Source organism: Streptomyces sp. NBC_00454, from assembly GCF_041434015.1.
GTDB lineage: Bacteria > Actinomycetota > Actinomycetes > Streptomycetales > Streptomycetaceae > Streptomyces.
Genome location: NZ_CP107907.1, coordinates 456,443 through 477,200 on the forward strand (window position 1 = coordinate 456,443; position 20,758 = coordinate 477,200).

The window sequence follows — 20,758 nt, forward strand, 5'->3', positions numbered from 1 at the left end:
GTACGGAGGTCGCCCGGCTTGCGGCAGGGTTCGCGTGTCGGCCGGTGGGCGGCGCTCGTTACGATCATGGCCTCGCTGAGCTGAGCAGTGGGCCTTGCTACGACGAAGGGTCCACCTGCCACCATGAACCATCGCTTGAGTGAACCGACGTCGGCCCGGTTCGGTGAGGCCGTGTTGTCGCCGGACCAGCTGCCTCCAGCGGTTCACGCGAAGGTCCTGCGGGACGAACTCGTAGCCGCGGCCGAGTGGGTATCCCAGTACCTGAGCGAACTGCCGGCCGGCGCGGTGGGCCGCCAGATGCCTGCCCAGCAGCGGGCGCGCCTGCGTGAGGGGCGGCTCAGCCCACGCGCCGGTGAACTGGGCGGAGTGCTGGACTTCGTGCGGGACGAAATCGCCCCGTTCCCGACGGGGAACGGGCACCCCGCGTTCTTCGCCTGGATCAACTCGCCGCCCGCACCGGCCGGAGTCATCGCCGAACTGCTGGCCTGCGCCATCAACGCGACCTGTGGCATGGGTGAAAGTGCCCTCATGGACCTGGAACGCGGCACCGTGCGCATGCTCGCCGACCTGGCCGGACTACCTGCCGGCACGGGCGGGGTGCTGACCAGCGGCGGCTCCATGGCCAACCTGCTGGCCCTGGCCACCGCCCGCACCTGGTTCCTCACCCGCCGGGGCTCCGCCGACGGTGCCGCCTACGACCGCGACCACGCCCGGCTCACCGTCTACTACAGCGCCCAGGCACACATGTCCGTCGCCAGGGCCGCCTCCTGCATCGGCCTGCCCTCCCACCGCATGCGCCCCGTGGCCACCGATGCGCACGACCGCCTGGACCCGGCAGCCCTGCGCGCCGCGGTCACCGCCGACCTGGACGCGGGCCTGCTGCCGTTCTGCACCGTCAGTACGCTGGGCACCACCGCGACCGGCGCCGTCGACCCGCTCGACCTGGTCACGCAGGTGTGCCGGAGCGTCGGCATGTGGCATCACGCCGATGGGGCCTGGGGCGGGCTGGGAGCCGCCGTCCCGGCCCTGGCCCCCCTCTACCAAGGCGTTGCCGACCTCGACTCGATGACCGTGGACCCCCACAAGACACTGAGCGTGCCGGTGGGCTGCGGAGCACTGCTGGTCCCGGACCCCGAGCATCTGCACACCGCCTTCGCACACCAGGCCTCCTACCTCACCGCGGACGAACCGGACGCCCTGCCGTGGCTCTCCCACGCCACGATCGAGCTGACCCGCCCCGGCACCCGGGCCCTGACCCTCTGGGCCACCCTGCACCACCTGGGCCGCGACGGCGTCACCGACATGATCGAGCGCTACCTGAGCCTCGCCGGCCAACTGCGGGACCGGATCACCGCCGAGCCCGGACTGGAGCTCCTGGCGAGCGGCCCGTGGCCCGTTGTCTGCTTCCGCATCACCGACCCGGACGGTGGAGACCCGGACACCCTTCACACCCGTGTCGCCCGGCGCGTCCAGGACAACGGACGCGCCTACCTCGCCACCGTCTCCGTGCAGGACCGCACTGCTCTCCGCGCCTGCCTGTGCAACCACCGCACCACCACCAACGACCTCGACCTCCTCATCCGCGAAGTCCTCCACGCCGCCGAAACCCACCGCCAACCCGCCGCCACGTAGGCTCAACCGCCCAAAAACCGTCGCCCGCCGGGTCCCGGGCAGATCAGTGGCGCAGCGCGTAGTGGATCAAGCGCGAGCCGGCCTTGTCCGCGGCCAGCCCCAGGGCGGTTCCGATCACCTCGTCCGACAGCTCATCGTCCTTCGCGTTGCAGGCCGCAATTCCGGCTGCTCGTTTGGTGGCACGTTCCAGTGCGGCTACGGCCCTGAGTGCGGCGAGCGGAACGTCCGCGGCCAGGTCGAGCAGCCGGTCCTGCACGCGCTGCAGGAGGGTGGCCAACTCGGCGGGCAACGGCACCGTTCGGGATTCGACGTCCTCGATGTGCTCGGCCCAGTCGTCCTCAGGGCCGTCGATGAGCGGCTCGTACGGGCTCACGGCGTGGACGCCATCACGTCCTCGGCCAGCATGCCCAACCACGACGGCGGCCGAGCAGGGAACACCCGAAAGCGTGGCAGCGGGGCGGGGGTGGTCAGTCGATCGTCCAGCCGTGGTCGCGATGAGCGGCATCGACTTCCTCTTCGCCAAGCCAGGCGAGACCGAACTGCTGGCCCCGTAGGCGGAAGATCCCCGCTGCCCAGTCTGCGAGCTCCTCGTCGAGATCCTCATCGAAGATGATCCCGTCGTCGAAGTCGGGCACCTGCTGTGCGGGGCCGACACCAGACAGCGCCCACTCAGGAAGTTCTCGCGGATTCACCCACCGCCTTCGCCAGAAGGGCCCTTCCCTCGTCCACCAGGTGGTGACTCGGATCACGAGCACGCCGATCTGCTCGTTCCCGTCCATGAGACGAGCGGCAGCACGGCGGTACGGGTCAAGCCGGGCATCGGTCGACGGCTCCGGCCTCTCACGTCTGAACACACCCTCATTCTCACTGTCGCGCGCCGGGCCGGGTCGACCCGGAGCCCAAAACGCCGCCGTGGATCTGCCCGCCTCAGGGTGCGCTCCCGCCTGGCCGTGAAGTCCTCAGCAGGCCCGCACCGGCTAGACTTGCAGAGTTATGCAATTCACTAGTTCCGGATGGGAGGGAAACCATCACGACGGACGGCGAGCCCGCGCAGAGCGAAGCGGCGAAAGAGGAACGGTGGCTGGCCAAGGGCGTCGCGCTGCGTGCCTTTTTCTACATTTGCGGCACCCACCTGTTCGCCGGGTTCGTGTGGCTGCTCTTCTACCTGGGCCAGCACGCTCAGAAGTGAGAGGAGCGGCCGTCTTCCGGTGTCAGAAGCGCGTTGAACCCGCACTAACGGAAGACGGCCGCCGTATGTGGGGCGCGGCCCGGGTGGGACCTGCGCCGTCTGGCTGCCGGCCTAGGTGTGGCTGGTGGCGCGCAGGTCGGCCAGGAGTTCGACCTGGCCTTCCAGCACGCCGGAGAGGATGCCGCGGGCGACCCGCAGCAGTTCGGCGATCTGGGGGTGGGTGAGCTTGTAATACACGTTGGAGCCCTCCCGGCGGGTGACCACCAGGTTGGCCTTGCGCAGGACAGCCAACTGCTGGGACAGACTCGCGGCCTCCACCCCGACCTCCGGCAGCATCTCGGCGACCGCGTGCTCGCATTCGGCCAGGAGCTCCAGGACACGGATGCGGACCGGATGTCCCAGCGTTTTGAAGAACTCCGCCTTCAGCTGGTACAGCGGCGTGCTCACCTGCGTACCTCTGCCGTGACTGCCCATTTCATCCACCCAGAACCGTTCCTTCGCGGGAGCATTCGATGGCCCCTCTTCACACCTTGTGACCTCAACAATTGCAGATCCCTGCAACTCATGGGACCCGGCGGGCGGCCTTCGTGACGTTCGGACCCCGAGAGCGGGCCTTTCGCCGGTCAGGCCTTCTTTGGTGATGACGTCCGCCGGGCCGTGGCCGCTGGCCACAGGGCCTCGGTGCCGGAGACCTCGATCATGCGGCGGTCGGAGAGGACGGTCATCGGGCGGCCTTCCGGATGCGGTGCGGTCGGTGATGCGTACGGGGCAGAAGCCCTGCCTGCTCCAGGTGTTTGCGGGCCCCGGCGATGGCTTCCGGGGTGGTGGCGTACTCACGTCCCTCCAGCCGCAGCAGGTCGAGTGCGCCGACGGCGTCCAGGGCCCGGCGCTGGCCGGGCCGGATGCCGGACGTCATGACGGCGATGCCGCGCCGGTTCAGCTTCTGAACCGCGTCCTTCAGTACGAGGGCGCCGGTCGCGTCCAGGGTGCTCACCCTGGACATGCGCAGGATCACCACCCTCACGTCGGCGACCTCCGACAGCTCCAGGAGGAAGCGGTGGGCTCCGGCGAAGAAGAGGGGGCCGTCGATGCGGTAGGCGACGATGTGCTCCGCCAGCAGGGCGTGTTCCTCCTCGCTGTGCTCGCCGGGCAGATCCGGGCGGAAATCGACCTGCTCCATCCGCGCCTGACTCGCCACCGCCTTGAGCGCGAGGGCTCCGGCGACGATCAGGCCGATGATCACCGCGTACACCAGGTCGAGGACCAGGGTCGCGGCGGCGGTCAGGACGAGCACGACGGCGTCCGAGCGCGTCGCCTTCGCCATCGCCCGCAGCGAGCCGACCTCCACCATGCGGATCGCCGTCGCCAACAGCACACCCGCCAGTGCCGCCAGCGGGATCTTCGAAACGAGGGGCGCGGCGGCGAACACGATCACCGCGAGCACGGCGGCATGGGTGAGGGCAGCGAGGCGGGAGGAGGCGCCGGTACGGACGTTGACCGCCGTGCGCGCGATCGCAGCGGTAGCGGGGACACCGCCGAACAGCGGGGCCGCCAGGTTGGCGATGCCCTGCCCGAACAGTTCCTTGTCCGGGTCGTGCTGCTGCCCCACCGTCATCCCGTCCGCGACGGTTGCCGACAGCAGGGATTCGAGCGCGGCCAGAGCGGCCACCGCGACCGCCGGGGCGAGCAGGGAGCCGAAGGCGGAAGCGTCGAGGAAGGCGAGGGAGGGCGCCGGCAGGCCGGAGGGCAAGTCCCCGATCGGGGCCGCCGCGTCCAGGTGGAGGACCTGCGCGAGCACGGTCGCGGCGATCACCGCAACGATGGAGAACGGGATCGCCGGCTTCCACCGGCCCCCTGCCAGCATCACCGCCGCGACCCCCACCGAGAGCCCGATCGCGGTCCAGTTCGGGAAGGCCACGAACTCCGCGAGGGCCCGCCAGGCCACCAGCAGGACCTTCTCGCCGTCCGGCTTGGCCACCCCGAGGGCATGGGGCATCTGCTGGAGGCCGATCACGCACGCGATGCCGAGGGTGAACCCCTCCACCACCGGCGCCGGCACGTACCGCATGTACTGCCCGGCCCGCAGCAGCGCGAGGCCGATCAGCAGGACACCGGCCATCAGGCCAACGGTCAGGACGCCGCCGGGCCCGTACTGGGCGACGATCGGCACCAGCACCACGGTCATCGCACCGGTCGGCCCGGACACCTGGAGGTTGGATCCGCCGAACAGGGCGGCGAGCGCGCCGGCGACCACTGCGGTGGCCAGCCCCGCCTCCGCGCCCAGCCCGGAGGACACACCGAAGCCGAGCGCGAGCGGGAGGGCGACGATCGCCACGGTCAGCCCCGCCAGGAGATCCCGGCGGGGGCTGCGGCCCATGGCCGCGAAATCAGCCCGCGCCGGCAGCACCGAGCGGACCCGCCCGAGTACGGAGGCCAGGAAGGTGGTCACGGTCACCACGGTCACGGCGCCGGGACCTCGGGCTCCCGCAGCTCCTCAAGCAGTTCGCTCTGCCCGGTCAGCACCTCGGTCAGAATGCGCCGAGCCGCCAGCATCAGCTCTGCGACATCCCTGCCCGCCAGCTCGTAGACGACGGTAGAGCCGTCACGGACCGAGGTGACGATCCCCGACCGGCGCAACACGGCGAGCTGCTGCGACAACGCGGACGGCTCGACCTCGATCGCGGCGAGCAGGTCCCGTACCGGCATCGGCCCGTCCTGGAGCAGCTCAAGAACCCGTATCCGCACGGGGTGCCCGAGCATCCGGAAGAACTCGGCCTTGGCCTGATACAGCGGAACCGGCACGGACTCGCACCCTTCTCATCACCCCGGGCGCCGGGGCGGACGGCCGGCACTCCGCCCGCGGCCACCCACGGACACAGCACCGACAGCACCCACAGCACCCACAGCATCTATGAAATTGCAAACTTATGCAATTCACTGATTCTGCGGTCCACTGCCCGGCTTCGGGCGGTACCGTCATGGCTGGGCCTCGCCGCAACCCCCGTCGGCGAGGCCCTCCCACGGCGGCCACGCTCTTCGCGCCCACACAGAAAGTCGCCTCACACGAGGCGGCTCAGTTCGGCGTGATGCCGGTGAGGACCGCGAGAACAGCGAGACGGATACGGTTGTCCCGGCCCGTCTTCGCCATCAGGCTGGCCACGTGCGTCTTCACCGTGGTGACCCCGAGATGCAGCCGGTCGGCGATCTCCTTGTTGGACAGGCCTACGCCGAGCAGTCCGAGCACCTCCCGCTCGCGCGGGGTGATGGCCGGCACCGGGATGTCCGCAGGGGTGTCCGATGAGGAACGGGTGTGGAGAGCCTGGGCGACGAGGCGGTCAAGGACGTCACGACTGAAGGGGGCCTCTCCGTTGGCTGCCCGGCGTACGGCCTCCAGGAGTTCGGCCGGTGGGGTGTCCTTGACGAGGAAACCGCAGGCTCCGGCCGCGAGCACCGGATACAGATGGTCGTCGTCGTCAAAGGTGGTGAGGGCGACGACCCGGGTGGCGGGGCGTGTGGTCAGGATGCGGCGGGTGGCCGTGATGCCGTCCATGCCGGGCATTCTCAAGTCCATGAGGACGACATCGGGAGTCAGGTGTTCCGCCAGTCGTACCGCCTCCGCGCCGTTGTCCGCCTCGCCCAGGATCTCGATGTCCTGCGCCTGATCGAAGAGCATGCGCAGTCCCATACGGACGAGCTGCTGGTCGTCGACGACAAGGATGCGGATCACAGCTGGGGCTCCATGTCTGTTGCGAGGGAGGGAAGTTCGGCCGTGAGCCGCCAGCCCTGAGCGGCGGGGCCCGCCTCCAGTCGGCCGCCGAGCAGGTCCACGCGTTCACGCATGCCGATCAAACCGTGTCCGGACGGGCCGGAGGCCGGTGGCCGGGCCCTTCCGGCGCCGTCGTCGTGGATCGTCACGCGAACGGCATCTTCGGCGACCCGTACCACCAGTTCGGCGTGTGCGCCGGGGCCGCCGTGCTTGGCCGCGTTGGCCAGGCCCTCTTGGGCCAGGCGCAGGACCGCGAGGCCACGTACCGCGTCCAGCCGCGCAACGCGGGGATCCACGGAAGCGGTTACGGTCAGCCCGGTCTGGCGGCTGTGTTCCACCACCGACTCCAATGCCGCCGGCAGGGCTCCGGGCTCCACCAGGGAGCCGGTGGTGGGACCGGTCCGGTCGGGGGCGCGCAGTACGGCGACCAGGCGCCGCAGATCGGTCAGCGCCGCGCCGGCGCTGGCATGCAGGTCGTCGAGTACGTCGGTGATCCGCGGGTCGGTGGTGCCGGTGGCCGCGGTGACATGCCGGGCAACACCGACGCGCAGCACCATGGAGGAGACGTGGTGGGCCACGAGGTCGTGCAACTCCCGCGCGATGGTGGTGCGTTCCGCAGCACGGGCGGCCAACAACTGTTGTTCGGCGCGGAGTTCCTGCTGTTCCACGTTGCGACGCGCATGCACCGCAGCGTCGCGGGTCACGCGTACGTACGCACCCAGGAGCAGCGGCAGGCCTGCGACGACACCCATCTTGTAGAGCACCGGCAGGAGTTCGCCGGGCAGATCTTCGATGCGGTTCACGGCGACGGCAAGGGCCAGTCCCGTCGCCCCGGCGGCGAGGCGGCGCCCGGACTGCCGTACCGCCAGCTCGAAGAGGGTGACGGCGGCCAGCACCTTCAACGAAGGAACGATGCCGGCGCCGAGCTCGTGTGAGACAACGAGCAGGACCGACTGCGCCAGGAGCGCACCGAACACCCATTTCCCCGCAGCCAGGCACAGCACGAGCCCGGCTGCGGCGAGGCCCCAGCCCCGCGCCCCGAACGGCCGCTGCAGCAGCAGGACATAGCCGACCATTACGCCGGCAAGCGCCAGGATCCGCATCCCGGCGAATCGTCTGTCGAACGCAGGCTCGATCCAAGCTCTGTTCACTCCCCCACGATAGGCGGACGCCCGTACGCCCGGGTCCTGCCGTGGGAGGAGGCCAACTCCTCCCACCGGCCGCGATGTCCGGCCCGTGGAGGGAGTCGGGAACCCGGGTCGGGCGGCGAGGGTGAGCGACATGGATACCGACGCACATACGGCCACGAGTGCCAACGCGGACGCAGAACCCACCACCATGGGACGGCGGTCCCTCCTCGGCGGTGCGGCCGCTCTGGGGCTGGGGAGCACAGCCTTCGGCACCACCGCCCACGCGAACGGCGCCCCATCGAGGTCCCACACCAGGGCCGGCCGCTTCCAGGGAAAGTCCGTGCTCATCACGGGCGCCACATCCGGCATAGGCAGGGCGGCGGCCAAGGCGTTCGCCCTTGAGGGCGCCCATGTCGGATTCTGTGGCAGACGAGCCGAGTTGGGACGCCAGGTGGAACGCGAGATCCGGGACGCGGGCGGCGAAGCCACGTACATCGAGGCCGATGTCCGCGTGGACGTCCAAGTGCGCAGCTTCGTGGACCGGGTCGCGAGCCGTTACGGCGGCATCGACGTCGCCTTCAACAACGCCGGCATCGGAAGCGGCAAACTGCCCCACGAGATGAGCGTCGAGGAGTGGGACGACGTCCTGGCCACCAACGCCCGGGGCGTGTTCCTCGCGATCAAGTACGAGATTCCGCACATGCTCAAGGCGCAGCACGGCGTCATCATCTGCACCTCGTCATCAGCGGCCGAACAGGCGCGGCCGAACAGCGCCGCGTACACCGCGAGCAAGCGGGCGGTACAGGGCATGGTGAAGTCCGCAGCCCTCGCGTACGGACCCAAGGGAATCAGGCTCAACGCCCTGCTGCCCGGCACCACCGACACCCCCTTCGTCCGCCCGCCGGGAATCCCGGACGCGGATTGGGCGAAGTACAAGCAGGCGTGGGGACCGCTCAACGTCGACGGCCTCGAACGAATGGCCGAAGCCGAGGAGATCGCGCGCGCGGTGCTCGGGCTCGCGTCCGACGACTTCCCCTACATGACGGGTGCGTCGATCACCGTGGACGGCGGAAGCACGGCGGGCAGGAAGATGATCCGGCCGAGCGGTACGTGAGGCTGCCGGGTTCACTACTCCTCGCACGCCGACGCCCCTCCCAACCAGCACGAAAGGATCGGCCCGGCACATCAACTAGGCATCTAACAAACGGAGTCGATGCCAATCGACCCCACCCCCCTGTCAGTGGCACGGCATACGCCGCACAGACGAAGTGGGGCCCGTTCACGCACGGACGCGTATTCCAGGGCACACGGCAGCACGTGCCCCGGCAGGCCCTTACGGCTCGATCCTCAGGAGGGATCTTGACTTCACCGCACCGCGGACGACTGCGCGCCCTGGCCGCCGGAGGCGTACTCGCCCTGGCCGCCGGCGTCCTCTCCGCCGCCCCGAGCACCGCCGCCCCGCAGTCCCTGGCGCCCGCACCGGCCCTCGCGCGGCCCGCGGCCGCCCCGACAACGGAGTCGGCCTCCAGCGCCTCGCCGCGAGGCGACGGCGGGCACCCGACCGTCGTCATGCCCGACCGCGCCACGCCCTCCGCACCGGTGGCTGCCGCGGCCCTGCCGCGGCACGACGTCGACGGCGACGGCATCAGCGACATGATCGTCGTGGAGTACGACCAGAGCATGGGCGTCTACCTGTCGTCGATCTCCGACTGGGGCGACTACACGATCTCCAAGACCGACCCCGATTCCTCGTACAAGGACCTGTTGCCGGTCGGCGACGTCGGCGGCACGGCCAAGGCCGAGTTGCTCTCCCTCTCCTTCGACGGCGTACTCACTCTCTACGAGACCGGTCTGAAGGGCACGTCGGCGCCCCTGTGGTCGGGGGGCGGCTGGCAGAAGTACAACCGCCTCGTGGCCACCGGCGACGTGACTGGCGACCACCACCCCGATCTGCTGGCCCGCGACCACGTCGGCGACCTGTGGCTGTACACCGGCACCGGGAGCGTCAGCAAACCCTTCAACACGCGGGTCAAGGTCGGCTCCGGCTGGGGGATCTACGACCAGATCGTCGGTGCCAGCGATGTCGACGGCGACGGCCTCGGCGACGTCTTCACCCGCACCCTGACCGGCGAGTTGTGGTTCCACAAGGGATCCGGCAGTGCCACCGCCCCGCTCAAGCCCCGCGTCAAGGTCGGCACGGGCTGGAACACGTACAACGTGATCAGCGGCCCGGACGATGTCGACGGCGACGGCTTGAGCGACCTGATCGCCCGCAATCGCGACGGCCTGCAGTACTTCTACAAGTCGATCGGCGGAGGCAAGTTCGCCGCACCCGTCTACCACGGCAGCGGGTGGGAACTCAACAGGTTCATGGTCGGCGCGGGCACCACTCAGCTCTACGGCAAGTCACAGAACCTCATGACCGAGTCCAACAACACGCTGGCCAAGTACTACGCCCTGGCCAACGGCACCTACGTGACGCCGCCGATGGCGGTCGGCACCGAGACGCCCGGCTCCCGCAACACCTACGCCACCGCGCTCAACAGCCACAACCACGCCAGCTACGTGCAGAACATCGGCAGCGATCTGTACATCCGCGGCCTGAAGGTCAGCACGACGTGGAACTACACGCTCATGGTCGGCCCAGGTGACCTCACCGGCGACGGCAAGGGCGACCTGCTCAGCCGCGACTCCGCCGGCGTCCTGTGGCTGCACCCCGGCGACGGCGCGGTGGAGACCAAGCTCGGCACGCGGATCAAGGTCGGCACCGGCTGGAACGCCTACAACGCGGTCGTCGGCGCAGGCGACTACTCCGGCGACGGGCGGCCCGACGTGATCGCCCGGGACACCTCCGGCAGGGTGTTCCTCTACAAGGGCACGGGGACGTCCACCGCGCCGTTCGCCGCCCCGGAGCAGGTCGCCACCGGCTGGAACGTGTACGACACGCTGCTCGTGCCGGGCGACATCGACGGCGACAGCAAGGGCGACGTGCTCGGCCGCCTCCCGAACGGCGACATGTACCTGTACACCTCAACGGGCAACGCCGGCACCGCGACCTTCACCGCCCGGGTGCTGTTCGGCAGAGGCTGGAACATCTACAAGAACATGATCTGACTCCCCCGGCCGCCCGGCGGCCGGTCCACGATCAGCGACGGCGCGGGCCCGTCCACCGGCACCAGCCGACGGGCGGGCCCGCGTCCGTGCCGGGCGTCGCGACCCGGCGAACCTTTCCGGTCACGGCACTAGCCGGCCTTGAGGGTGCCACCGTCGATGACGTGGTCGGCGCCGTGGATGTTGGCGGCACGTTCGGACAGGAGGAAGGCGACCAGGTCGGCCACCTCCTCGGGCGTGGTGATGCGTCCCGAGGCGAGGCCGAACTGGCCGGGAATGCTCTCGAGCAGATCGCTGTGGCTGACACCGTAGGCGTCGGCCACCTTGCCGCCGAAGCCGTTCGGGTCGGTCCACAGCGGGCTCGCGACGAAGCCGGGGGAAACGGTGTTGACCCGTACCCCGCGCGGGGCCAGTTCCTCGCTGAGCCGCTTGCTGAGCTGGTTCAGCGCCGCCTTGGCCTCGGCGTAGCCGACCGGTGAACCGGCGGGCACGCGCGCGTTGATCGACGAGATGTTGACGATCGACCCCCTGCGCTCCAGGATGCTCGGCAGTGCCGCCCGGGTCGTCCAGACCGCGCTGAACAGGTTGAGGTCGAAGACGGCCTGCCATTGCTCGTCGTCCACGTCGAGGAAGCCGCCCAGGGACAGCTTGTCCGGGTCGCCCGCGCCGACGTTGTTGACCAGGAAATCGATCCCGCCCACCGCGTTGATCGCCTCCTCGACCACCCTCGTCGCCCCGTCGCGCGTGCTCAGGTCGACCGACACGGCGGCGGCTGCGGCCTTCTCCAGCTCGGGGGTGATGGTGCGGGCGGCGCCCACCACCCGGACGCCTTCTGCGGCCAGCGCCTGGGTGATGGCGAGGCCGATGCCTCGGCCCGCGCCGGTGACGATGGCGGTCTTGCCCGTGATTCCGAGGTCCATGACTCTCTTTCCTGTGACTGCAGGTTTTCTTGAACTACAGGTCAAAAACTAGGGCGTAAAAAATGCCCCCGTCGGGGGCATCGTGGATCAGAGACCCGCCAGGGCGGTGTCGATGATCCCGTGCAAGATCGGCCTGTCGAACGACTTGGCCATGACGCGCAGCCCCACGATCGTGTTCAGGAGGAACTGGGCCTGCGCCCCGGCGTCGACCTCCGGGGCGACATCACCGTCGCGTCGCCCCTGCTCGATCCGGGCGGTGAGGAGCTGGATGGTGTGCTGCCCCATGCGCTGAACCGCCCGGGTGGCCTCCTCGTCCCGACCGCCGAGCTCCAGCGCGGTGTTGGCGCCGAGGCAGCCACGCCTGACGGGCCCGTTCAGGTCCGTATCCACCAGGAAGATCAGGTAGTCGCGGATGCACTCCCTGGTCGCACCGGGCCGCGCGAGGAGCTCCTCGGTCATCTCGGAGCCGGCGCGATCGTAGAGCTCGAGGGCCTTGCCGAACAGCTCACGCTTGGATCCGAAGGCGTGGTACAGGCTCCCCTTGGCCACCCCGGTGGCCTCCGCGAGATCGGCGGGGGAGGTGCCGGCGTAGCCATTGGTCCAGAAAGCCTCCATCGCCTGCGCGATGACCACGTCCGGTTCGAAGTTCTTCGGCCTGCCCATGACCTCACGCTATCGATTCTTGACCCGAAGGTCAAGAACTCGGGTGCTGATCCGGTTGCGCAGCACCGTCGAACCGCATCGGCTCGGGCAGCTACTGACCTACTTGGCGCCGAGACCGGCGTCGGAGACCTCAGGCTTGCCCGCCGCCTTGAGTACCTTGTTCAGAAGCCGCAGGTCGTAGATGCCGTTCAGGTCGGGCTGCTCGATGAACTTGGCCTTGACCGCGTGGTCGGCCTGCTTCTTCAGCGTCGCAGCCAGCGGGTCGTCGGTGACCGCCAAGCTCGGCCACGCCGGGCGGATGACCTCCGCCTCGAGCGGCTTACCGGTGTCCGCGGCGAGCTTGGTGTTCGCGGAAACCTTCGCCTGGTCCTGATGGGCGTGGATCCACCCGTTCGTCCTGACCGTGCCGCGCAGCACGGCCTCGACCACATCCGGGTGCTCCTTGAGGAACTTCTGCGACACGACGATGTTCGTGATCACGAACTTGTTCTCCGGCCACAGGAAGCCCTCGTCGAGAAGGACCTTGCCGCCGTCGGAGACGAGCTTGGAGGCGGTGGGCTCCGGCACCCAGGCGCCGTCGATGGAGCCCTGCTTGAAGGCGTCCGGGGTGACCTTGTTGTCGGTGCGGACGACGGAGACGTCGCCCTTGCCGGACTCGGGGTCGACGTTCCAGCCCTTTTCGGCGATCCAGTTGAGGAACGCGACGTCCTGCGTGTTCCCCTTCTGCGGAGTGGCGATCTTCTTGCCCTTGAGGTCATCCAGAGTCTTGATCTTCTCCGGGTTCACCACCAGCTTCACGCCACCCGAGGCAGAGCCGGAGATGATCCGCAGGTTCGAACCCTTGGACTTCACGTAGCCGTTGATCGACGGCGAGGGACCGATGAAACCAATGTCGAGAGAGCCCCCGTTGAGCGCCTCGATCTCGGACGGACCGGCATTGAAGGTCTGCGGCCTGATCGTCGTGGAGCCCAACTCCTTCTGGATCAGCCCTTCCTGGAGGCCGACCAGAGCGGTGGCGTGCGTCAGGTTCGGGAAGTAGCCGATGCGGACCTCGGAAGCCGACAGCGGCTTGTCGGCATCAGCAGCGAGGTTTGTCTTCCCGTCCCCCTTCTTCGCCTCGGCCTGGTAGCCGCAGGCCGTGAGTAAGAGGGGAAGCGCCGCTGTTACGGCGATGGCTCGCAGGGTGCTGAGCGGTCTTGCGGCAGACACGAAGGTGTCCCTTCACGGGGTGGGCGTTCGGGAAGGCAGGGAGAGACGCACGATGCGACGTCATCGGCACGCACGGCACCCACTCCCCGCCGCCGGTGCTGAAACGCCGTAGCCGGCCGAGAAGTGGAAGGGTGTCGCGGAGACCACGGAGTGGACGTCGAGCCGCTGCGCATCGCACGCCGCGCGCGAAGGTGGCGCGGACGGTGAGGTCCGACGAAGGGCTGCCCGGCTGACGGAGAGCGGGAAGGCGAAGCGCACAACGGTCCACTGCACGTGGAGCCAGGCCCTACGGAGGACGTCAGGCAGGCTGACAGATGGCGCTGGACGTCCGAACCAGGTCGATGTGCCGACGGGTGGTAAGCGGGGGCAGCAGACGGCGCGGATGGTGCGGTGTTCGCACGGCCACCTCGCAACTCCCTAGTTTTCTCACCTGGTTGCCAGGAATCTTGACAGACGGGAGTCGCCCGCCCAAGAGCTTGCCCACATGATGGACGAGCACATGCGGCCGGCACACGCGCGAAACACGCAAGTGGCCGGATAGCCAGGGTTACGGCCGCCGTCCCCGGCTACCCGGCCCGGGACCTCCGCCACTCCACTTCCTCGGCCGCCATCGGGGCCTGGATGCTGTAGACGTCGCCGACCCGCAGCTTGTCCGGCGTCCTGTACTCGCCACAGGCGCCGATGACGGAGACGGCCACCTGGGAAGCGGGCTGCCAGAAGGTACGGAAGTACGGGGCGTTCGCCGGGATTTCCGGGATCTCCAGCAGCGGGACGCCGCGCCGCTCCAGCAGGCGTCGCAGCTTCTCGAACCGGAGCCTGGGGGTGAACCGCCCGTACCGGGCGCGGAGTACACCGTCCACGAGGGTGCGGTCCCGGTGCGCGAGCCGGTGCACCTGCAAGGTGTAGTGGTGGCCCGACCAGGGGTCGTCGGCGCAAGCCCGGTCCCAGTAGAACTCGACGAGGCCGTAGTCGCGGACCATGCCCTGGTCGGACGTGTTCTCGCCGAAGTCCGCCCCGAGGACCTCGGTGACGCGGTCGGGCGAGTCCGCGGGACCCACGCCGAGCACGGTGCCGGCGGTGACGACGTCCACGTAGAACGCCAGGGAGTACGGAGTCAAAGGCTGAATCCTCGGTGCGGTTCGGTTCGGTTCGGTTCGGTGCGGTGCATTCCGTTGCATTGCGTGCACACCACCGTAACCCTCGGATTCCGCTCGGCCCGGCCGCAACCCGCCAAGGGACCGGCAGGCAGGATTTCCATTCAGACCGCACGCATCAACTCTCCTGTGATAAAAGGTCATTGGCTGCGATACGGCTCCGCCCGAGGCGTGGTCCTCACCGTTCGCGGCCATAACCTTGTCCCGGCTGCGTGACGTCGTGACGGTCGGAGTGGTCGCGGCAACGGAGAGGGTGCGATGGCTGCACGGGTGGTGTTCGTTCACGGCATTGGCGGCCCCCGGGACCCCGCCAAGGAGCTCGATCAATGGTCCGCCGCCCTGGCCGCCGGGATGTGCGCCGCCGGTCACGAGGACCAGGCGGAGCGGCTGCTCGGGGACGCCTCGGGCGGCCGGCGCTTCGTCTACTACGGGGACCTCTTCGCCGCGCCCGGGGCGCAGGGCGAGGGCTCGTGGAGTCCGGGCGCGTCGGAGGCCGAGATCCTCGCCGGGCTGCTCGGCGACGTGGTGGCGTCTCTGGTCGCGGAGAACGAGCTGGAGACCGACCCCGATCGCAAGGCGGCCGAGCTGGAGGTTCTGGAGCACGCCCGCGCCCAGACGGCGTACGGGGTTCGCCAGCAGCAGGGCGGCGGCGAGATCCTGCGCAAGGCGCTGGACGTGGCCACCACGCTGCTGGAACTCAGGCCGTGGCGCTCCGTAGGAACGTGGGTCGCCCCCAAGTTGATGGTGCGCGACCTCGCGCAGGTGGCCCGCTATCTCGCGCGCGGGGAGAGCGAGGCGGCGGGAGGGAGCCTGGACGAGCGGATCAGGGCGCGCGTGGGCGAAGCGCTCGGGGACGGCCCGAACCTGGTCGTCGCGCATTCCCTCGGGACGGTCGTCGCTCTTGAGGCGCTGCACGAGTACCCGGGGGACGTTCCGCTGTTCGTCACGCTCGGCTCCCCCATCTCCATGCGTGCGGCCGTCTGGCCGCACCTGCGGCCCCGCCCGCCGGCGGCGCCCGCGGGGGTGCGCAGCTGGCTCAACTTCTGGGACCGCGACGACCTGATCGCCGTACGGCCGCGCCTGGAGGAGGACGTGGCGCCCAACGCTGACGGGGTCGCCCCCGTCAGCAGACGAGTGGACTCCGACGGCCTGTGGGTGCACCCGGCGCAGAAGTACCTCGCCCAGCCGGCAGTGGCGGGTCCGGTCGCCGCGGCGCTGCGCGAGGGCGCGGCGGGGGCTCGGTGATGGTCGGGCCGGCCTCCCCCAGGCACGTGCTGATCGTCGCACCGCACTGCGAGTCGATGCCCCGGCTGGACTCCCTCGAACCGGCCGCTCTCGAGCTCGACAAGGTACTCAGGGACGGCGCGCTGGGCGACTGTTCTCCCGGCCTCCCCGACGGCGGGTCACTGTTCGTCGGGGACGGTCTGACCAGCGGGCGCATCCGGGGCCTGGTGGAGGGGGCGGTCGAGCACGCCGCCGAGCGCAACGCGGTTCTGGTACTGGCCATGCTCGGGCACGGCTTCGTCGTCGGTCAGGCCGGAACCCTCCACCTGATGGCCTCCGAGTCGGTCGACGAGATGCGCCGGGGGGCCGTCGACGTGAGCGCTCTGGTCACGATGGCCGCGGACCACCACGGCGTGGCCGGGCTGATAGGCATCGTCGACACCTGTCATGCGGCCGGGGCGATCCCGGCTGCGGCCCAGCTGACGGCGGGCAGCCGCAACGGCCGTACGCGCCTGTCGCTCCTCATGGCCTCGTCCACCAGCCAGCCCGCGTACGACCTGGCCCTCTCCCGGCAGCTCGCCGCGGTGCTGCGGTCCGGCGTTCCCGTGGACGAGGAGGAGCTGTCGGTGAAGCGCGTCGCGCTGGAACTGCGCAGGCACGTGAGGGGCCAGGACATCACGCTCACGGAGCACGACGGCGACCCGTCCCCCCGCCCACCTCTCTGGGTCGCCCGCAACCCCCGGTATCGCGGTACGTCCCCCGGCGTCCTCAGCGGGCCCTTCGCGGCCGAGGAGCTCGCCTCCGCACTGGGCGGGCTGAATCCGCCGGCACCCGTTCCGAGGGCACACGGCACCCAGGACGTACGGACCCTCCTGCGCCGGCTGGACGAATCGCGGCCGGCGGAGCCGGACAGTGCCTTGGACCGGGCGATGAAGGCCGCCGACGATCTGTACGTAGCGGTCCGCACGGTGGAGTTCCTGCGCGCGTGGATCGGCCCGGAACTGACGACCCCGCGCATCCGCCGCGCCCTCGGCTCCTTGCTCGCGGGCGAGCGCCGGCTGCCCGCGAGCCCCGACACGCCGTGCGACAGCGACGTGAAGGTGCTCGACTACCTGGTCTTCGACCACCCCGTCGCCCACAAGGACTGCCGGTCGTGGGTCACTCGGTTCGTACTGCTCCTGGCGCGGGCGGCCGGACGGAGCGATCAGGACCCCGAACTGGGCCGGTGGGCGGAGGAGATCAAGGCCCGCCAGGAGCTCAACGACGCCGTCGAGTTCACCCGGCGTCAACATGCCGAGCAGCGGCTGTCCTTGGTCACGAGTCTGCACGCGTCGATGGCCGGGTCCTGGCCGGAGACGCTGGAGACCTGGCTGCTCCTGGACGGCGAGATCTTCGAGCGCAACACGTTCAGCTGCGTTCCGGGGACCGATCGGCCCATCGACCGCGAGAGCGTGGAGGACGCTCTCGACAACGCCCTGCTGTGGGCCCACAGCGCGGCCGACGGTCTGCAACTCCCCCTGACCCGCGTCCACGTGGCGGCTCCGAGCGCCCTGCTGGTCACTTGGCATCCCGAGAAGTCCGGGTCCGCACTGTGGCTCGGGGTCCACCACGACGTGGTGATGCACTGGAGCGAGCGCCTGGCTCCGTCCCGGCTGCTGAGGCTCACCGAGGCTTCGATCAGGGCCCGTTGGAAGGCGATCGACAGCCACACCGAGGCGTCCGCGCCGCTGGACTGGCTCTCGGCCCAGGAGACCGCCGACCCGAAGGCGTTGGGCCGGCTACTGGCCCGCGGGCAGTACGGTGCGGGCGCCATCGGCCTCGCCCAACGGCCCACCGCGGACACGGAAGGACTGCTGGACCTGTTGCTCGCCTACACACCCGTACTGATGTGGCCGCACGGAGCGGAAGACTTCGCGGTGTCGCTCCGGGAACAGCTGGACGAGCACTGGCGCACCCTGCCCGACAGCCTCCTGGACACCTACCGGTGCGAGTGGAGCGGCGGCTCGGCCAAGGACATCTCCGTGCTGCGGCTGGTCTGGGACGACCAGGAATGGCTGACGTTCTGCAACCGGTTCCGGGTGTCGGGCACGAGCGGAGAGTCCGTATGACCGGCCGCTCCTCCCCCACCGATGCCGCCACCCGCATGGCCGATGCCCTGCGCCCCTTCCAACAGCGGGAAACCGGGGGCGACATGCCGGGGCGGCCACAGACCGGGATCCACGCCAGGATCCTGATCGACCGGTCGCCGACCATGGCGGTATGGCGTGATGACCTGGACGCGTTCGCCCGGGCGCTGATCGGGCTCGGAGCCTTCCGCAGCGTCCAGATCGGCGACCTGCCCGCGGCGGCGGAGGCGCAGGCCTGGGCCGCGAGTCCCGGGACGATCGCAACGGCGGGCGCGGGGGGCACGGATGTGCACCGGGTGCTGATCCTGGTCTCGGACTGCGCTGCCCCCCGGTGGCGCAGTCCGGCGTGGTGGCAGGGTCTGTACGCCCTCCTGCACCGCTCCCCCACAGCACTCATCAATCCCCTGCCCCCGAAACTCTGGCGCCACGTCGGGATCGATCTGCCGGCCGTCCGCGTCAAAGCGCCCACGGCACCAGCGGCGAGCAACGCCGACCTCCTCTTCCAGCCGCCGCCCCTCCTGAACGCCTTGGCGGACAGAAGGCCCGGCGGCGCACCGGACGGCGGTGTACGGGACAACCGTGTACTGGACGGCGATGTTGTGCCGGACCGTGTGCCGGAGGCCGGGCCCGGAGGCACCTCGTGGCTCCCCCTTCCGGTGATGTCGCTGACCGGTCACGCCTTGGGCCGGTGGGCACGGACGCTGACGGCGGAGTCCGCCGACGGTTGTGACGCACTTCTGGTGCCCGGCCCCGCGGCATGGGATCCGCCCACACCGGACGAATGCCGTTGCACGCCCGCCTCCTTGACTGCTTCCTGCCTGATGCTGGCATCCCCCAGAGCGGCCAGGCTCACGGTCTTGTGCGGGGCGTACGAGGAGCTCGATCTGCCACAACTCCAAGAGATCGCCGAAGCGTTCGAGCCCGAGGCCACTTCGGCCGACATCGCCGAGGTCCTCGTGGGCGGGCTGCTCTCCGTCACCGGCGGCGACCCGACGACACTGCGTTTCCGCGACGGCGTCCGGGAGCACATCCGGTCGTCGCTCGGGGTGCGGGACGTACGCCTGCTGCGCGAGCGCCTGCCCCAGTACGCGGAGCGACTCGTCGCAGGTCGGCACGACAGCCTGCCCGCAGCCCACCCGGCGAAGCCGGCGAACCCGGAGAACCCGGTGGCCGAGCCCGCCACGTTCGATCCCGGCAGTCGGGTCACTCCTGCCGCCCCGGTCGCTCCGGTGACCCCGGTCGCTCCGGTCGCTCCGGTGGCGGAGCCCGCAACCGACACGCTGCCGCCCAGGAGTTTCGGCCGACACCGCAGCAGGCCGGACATCCAGCCGTACTTCTTCCTGAGCTATGCGCACACACCGAGGTTCGGGGCGGGGGGACCCGATCCCGACATGTGGGTGGAGCGACTCTTCCGTGACCTCTCCAGCCATGTCATGGCACTGACGGACCTGCCCGCCGGAGCCGAGGCCGGCTTCATGGACCGGGAGATACGCAGTGGTGAGGGCTGGTCGGAACGGCTCGGTGCGGCGCTCGCCACCTGCCGCACCTTCGTCCCCCTCTTCTCGCCGCGGTACTTCGCGAGCGAGATGTGCGGGAAGGAGTGGTTCGCCTTCGCCCAGCGCGCCGTCCATCACGCGGCGCTCAGCAACCAGTCCGCCGAGGCCATCGTTCCCGCACTGTGGGTGCCGGTTCCGCCCTCCCAACTTCCGATGCCGGCCGAGCGGTTGCAGTTCAACCACAACGCCTTCGGGGAGCGGTACGTCACCGAGGGGCTGTACGGCCTGATCAAACTGCGCGGTTACGCCGAGCAGTACGAAAGAGCCGTCTACGAACTCGCCAAGCGCATCGTCCGTGTTGCCGAGACCACCCGGCTCGGGCCGATCCGTCCCCTGGACTACCGGCTGGTGCCGAGCGCCTTCGGCAACACGACCTCCCGCTCGGTCCACATCGTCGTCGCCGCGCCCACACGGCACGATCTGCCTCAAGGCCGCAGTCCCGAGTACTACGGGGACAGCGCCCTGGACTGGAACCCGTACCACCCGGTGTCCCAGCGGCCCATCGCCCACGTGACCGAGGACCTGATCCGCAACCTCAACTACCAGGTGACGGTCAGCTCCTTCGACGACGAGGCCGTGCACTTCGACTCCAAACAGCCGCCGACCCGGCCCGAGATCCTGATCGTCGACCGGTGGGCGGTGGAGGACGAACAGCGCCGCCAGCGCCTGGCCGCCTTCGACCAGGAGTCCCGGCCGTGGATCAACGTGGTCGTGCCGTGGAACCGCTACGACCACCAGAGCCGCGCGAAGGAGAGCGAGTTGGCCCACCGGCTCGAGGACACCATGCCCGTCAAGATGAGCCAGGGCCGGGCCGCCGTCCGAGCCGCCGCCAACGGCGTGGCCAACATGGAGACGCTCGGCCAGATCCTGCCCCAGGTCATCGAGGCCGCGACCCAGCAGTTCATCCGCCACTCACAGGTGTACATGCCCGTCGGCGACACCCGCGACGAGCGGCCGCGGCTGACGGGCCCGATGCGCCCGTTGGTCAGCCTCTCCGACGACGGTAGCGCCTCGCCCCCTCCGTTCGACCAGTTCCCCGACGCGGAAGGGGACCCGCCGTACGAGGACTGACCCTCGC

Annotated in this window: 19 protein-coding genes; 7 read left to right on the forward strand and 12 right to left on the reverse strand. The window is 69.8% G+C overall.

Annotated features, from left to right (window positions below):
• Window positions 1-135: 135 nt before the first annotated feature.
• Window positions 136-1,632, forward strand: coding sequence for an aspartate aminotransferase family protein (locus OHU74_RS02065; protein ID WP_371614266.1), 1,497 nt, complete (start codon window positions 136-138; stop codon window positions 1,630-1,632).
• Window positions 1,633-1,675: 43 nt separating this feature from the next.
• On the opposite strand, the gene OHU74_RS02070 is transcribed toward OHU74_RS02065, so the two are convergent.
• Window positions 1,676-2,005, reverse strand: a complete 330-nt coding sequence (locus OHU74_RS02070; protein ID WP_371614267.1) for a hypothetical protein — start codon at window positions 2,003-2,005, stop codon at window positions 1,676-1,678.
• 94 nt (window positions 2,006-2,099) lie between these two features.
• Entirely contained in the window at window positions 2,100-2,411 is a 312-nt protein-coding gene (locus OHU74_RS02075; protein WP_371614268.1) for a hypothetical protein, read from the reverse strand.
• Between the two features lie 248 nt (window positions 2,412-2,659).
• On the opposite strand from OHU74_RS02075, the gene OHU74_RS02080 reads away from it, so the two are divergent.
• Window positions 2,660-2,821 (forward strand): DUF6126 family protein, encoded by a 162-nt coding sequence (locus OHU74_RS02080; RefSeq protein WP_371619535.1) that lies wholly within the window; start codon window positions 2,660-2,662, stop codon window positions 2,819-2,821.
• 111 nt (window positions 2,822-2,932) lie between these two features.
• On the opposite strand, the gene OHU74_RS02085 is transcribed toward OHU74_RS02080, so the two are convergent.
• The 5 genes from OHU74_RS02085 to OHU74_RS02105 form a co-directional block, all read right to left on the reverse strand.
• Window positions 2,933-3,268 carry an ArsR/SmtB family transcription factor gene (locus OHU74_RS02085; RefSeq protein ID WP_371614269.1) on the reverse strand — a complete coding sequence of 112 codons (336 nt, stop codon included), beginning with the start codon at window positions 3,266-3,268 and terminating at the stop codon, window positions 2,933-2,935.
• 274 nt (window positions 3,269-3,542) lie between these two features.
• Complete coding sequence (locus tag OHU74_RS02090) at window positions 3,543-5,198, reverse strand: SulP family inorganic anion transporter (protein WP_371619536.1); 1,656 nt, start codon at window positions 5,196-5,198, stop codon at window positions 3,543-3,545.
• Between the two features lie 83 nt (window positions 5,199-5,281).
• Entirely contained in the window at window positions 5,282-5,623 is a 342-nt protein-coding gene (locus OHU74_RS02095; RefSeq protein WP_371614270.1) for an ArsR/SmtB family transcription factor, read from the reverse strand.
• Window positions 5,624-5,894: 271 nt separating this feature from the next.
• Complete coding sequence (locus tag OHU74_RS02100; protein ID WP_371614271.1) at window positions 5,895-6,548, reverse strand: response regulator; 654 nt, start codon at window positions 6,546-6,548, stop codon at window positions 5,895-5,897.
• Window positions 6,545-7,738 (reverse strand): sensor histidine kinase, encoded by a 1,194-nt coding sequence (locus OHU74_RS02105; RefSeq protein ID WP_371614272.1) that lies wholly within the window; start codon window positions 7,736-7,738, stop codon window positions 6,545-6,547. Before OHU74_RS02105 ends, OHU74_RS02100 begins: the two co-directional genes overlap by 4 nt.
• A 130-nt stretch (window positions 7,739-7,868) precedes the next feature.
• Here OHU74_RS02105 and OHU74_RS02110 point away from each other — a divergent pair, with 130 nt between their 5' ends.
• Window positions 7,869-8,831: an SDR family NAD(P)-dependent oxidoreductase gene (locus OHU74_RS02110; RefSeq protein WP_371614273.1), complete on the forward strand. Its 963-nt coding sequence runs from the start codon at window positions 7,869-7,871 to the stop codon at window positions 8,829-8,831.
• Between the two features lie 245 nt (window positions 8,832-9,076).
• The gene (locus OHU74_RS02115; RefSeq protein ID WP_371614274.1) at window positions 9,077-10,831 is read left to right on the forward strand and encodes an FG-GAP repeat domain-containing protein; all 1,755 of its coding nucleotides are present in this window, start codon (window positions 9,077-9,079) and stop codon (window positions 10,829-10,831) included.
• A 128-nt stretch (window positions 10,832-10,959) separates the two neighbouring features.
• Here the strand turns inward: OHU74_RS02115 and OHU74_RS02120 are convergent, their stop codons facing one another.
• The 5 genes from OHU74_RS02120 to OHU74_RS02140 form a co-directional block, all read right to left on the reverse strand.
• Window positions 10,960-11,748: an SDR family oxidoreductase gene (locus OHU74_RS02120; RefSeq protein WP_371614275.1), complete on the reverse strand. Its 789-nt coding sequence runs from the start codon at window positions 11,746-11,748 to the stop codon at window positions 10,960-10,962.
• 87 nt (window positions 11,749-11,835) lie between these two features.
• Entirely contained in the window at window positions 11,836-12,411 is a 576-nt protein-coding gene (locus tag OHU74_RS02125; protein WP_371614276.1) for a TetR/AcrR family transcriptional regulator, read from the reverse strand.
• A gap of 99 nt (window positions 12,412-12,510) precedes the next feature.
• Entirely contained in the window at window positions 12,511-13,620 is a 1,110-nt protein-coding gene (locus tag OHU74_RS02130; RefSeq protein ID WP_371614277.1) for an aliphatic sulfonate ABC transporter substrate-binding protein, read from the reverse strand.
• A gap of 298 nt (window positions 13,621-13,918) precedes the next feature.
• Window positions 13,919-14,134, reverse strand: a complete 216-nt coding sequence (locus OHU74_RS02135) for a putative leader peptide (RefSeq protein ID WP_371619537.1) — start codon at window positions 14,132-14,134, stop codon at window positions 13,919-13,921.
• Window positions 14,135-14,186: 52 nt separating this feature from the next.
• Window positions 14,187-14,738: a hypothetical protein gene (locus tag OHU74_RS02140; protein ID WP_371614278.1), complete on the reverse strand. Its 552-nt coding sequence runs from the start codon at window positions 14,736-14,738 to the stop codon at window positions 14,187-14,189.
• Window positions 14,739-15,032: 294 nt separating this feature from the next.
• Between OHU74_RS02140 and OHU74_RS02145 the strand changes: the two genes are divergently transcribed.
• Genes OHU74_RS02145 through OHU74_RS02155 form a run of 3 tightly spaced genes read left to right on the forward strand, consistent with a single transcriptional unit; the run spans window position 15,033 to window position 20,751 of the window.
• Entirely contained in the window at window positions 15,033-16,019 is a 987-nt protein-coding gene (locus OHU74_RS02145) for a hypothetical protein (protein ID WP_371614279.1), read from the forward strand.
• Window positions 16,020-16,045: 26 nt separating this feature from the next.
• Complete coding sequence (locus OHU74_RS02150; protein WP_371614280.1) at window positions 16,046-18,106, forward strand: hypothetical protein; 2,061 nt, start codon at window positions 16,046-16,048, stop codon at window positions 18,104-18,106.
• A complete protein-coding gene (locus OHU74_RS02155) occupies window positions 18,103-20,751 on the forward strand; it encodes a TIR-like protein FxsC (RefSeq protein WP_371614281.1) in 2,649 nt (882 codons plus the stop codon). The genes OHU74_RS02150 and OHU74_RS02155 overlap by 4 nt, the downstream gene beginning before the upstream one ends.
• Window positions 20,752-20,758 lie beyond the last annotated feature (7 nt).

Bases quoted from the DNA above. Each gene is read 5' to 3' on its own strand.
- OHU74_RS02075 (WP_371614268.1), bottom strand. From the start codon at position 2,411: ATGGACGGGAACGAGCAGATCGGCGTGCTCGTGATCCGAGTCACCACC.
- OHU74_RS02090 (WP_371619536.1), bottom strand. From the start codon at position 5,198: ATGGGCCGCAGCCCCCGCCGGGATCTCCTGGCGGGGCTGACCGTGGCG.
- OHU74_RS02110 (WP_371614273.1), top strand. From the start codon at position 7,869: ATGGATACCGACGCACATACGGCCACGAGTGCCAACGCGGACGCAGAA.
- OHU74_RS02120 (WP_371614275.1), bottom strand. From the start codon at position 11,748: ATGGACCTCGGAATCACGGGCAAGACCGCCATCGTCACCGGCGCGGGC.
- OHU74_RS02125 (WP_371614276.1), bottom strand. From the start codon at position 12,411: ATGGGCAGGCCGAAGAACTTCGAACCGGACGTGGTCATCGCGCAGGCG.
- OHU74_RS02145 (WP_371614279.1), top strand. From the start codon at position 15,033: ATGGCTGCACGGGTGGTGTTCGTTCACGGCATTGGCGGCCCCCGGGAC.
- OHU74_RS02155 (WP_371614281.1), top strand. From the start codon at position 18,103: ATGACCGGCCGCTCCTCCCCCACCGATGCCGCCACCCGCATGGCCGAT.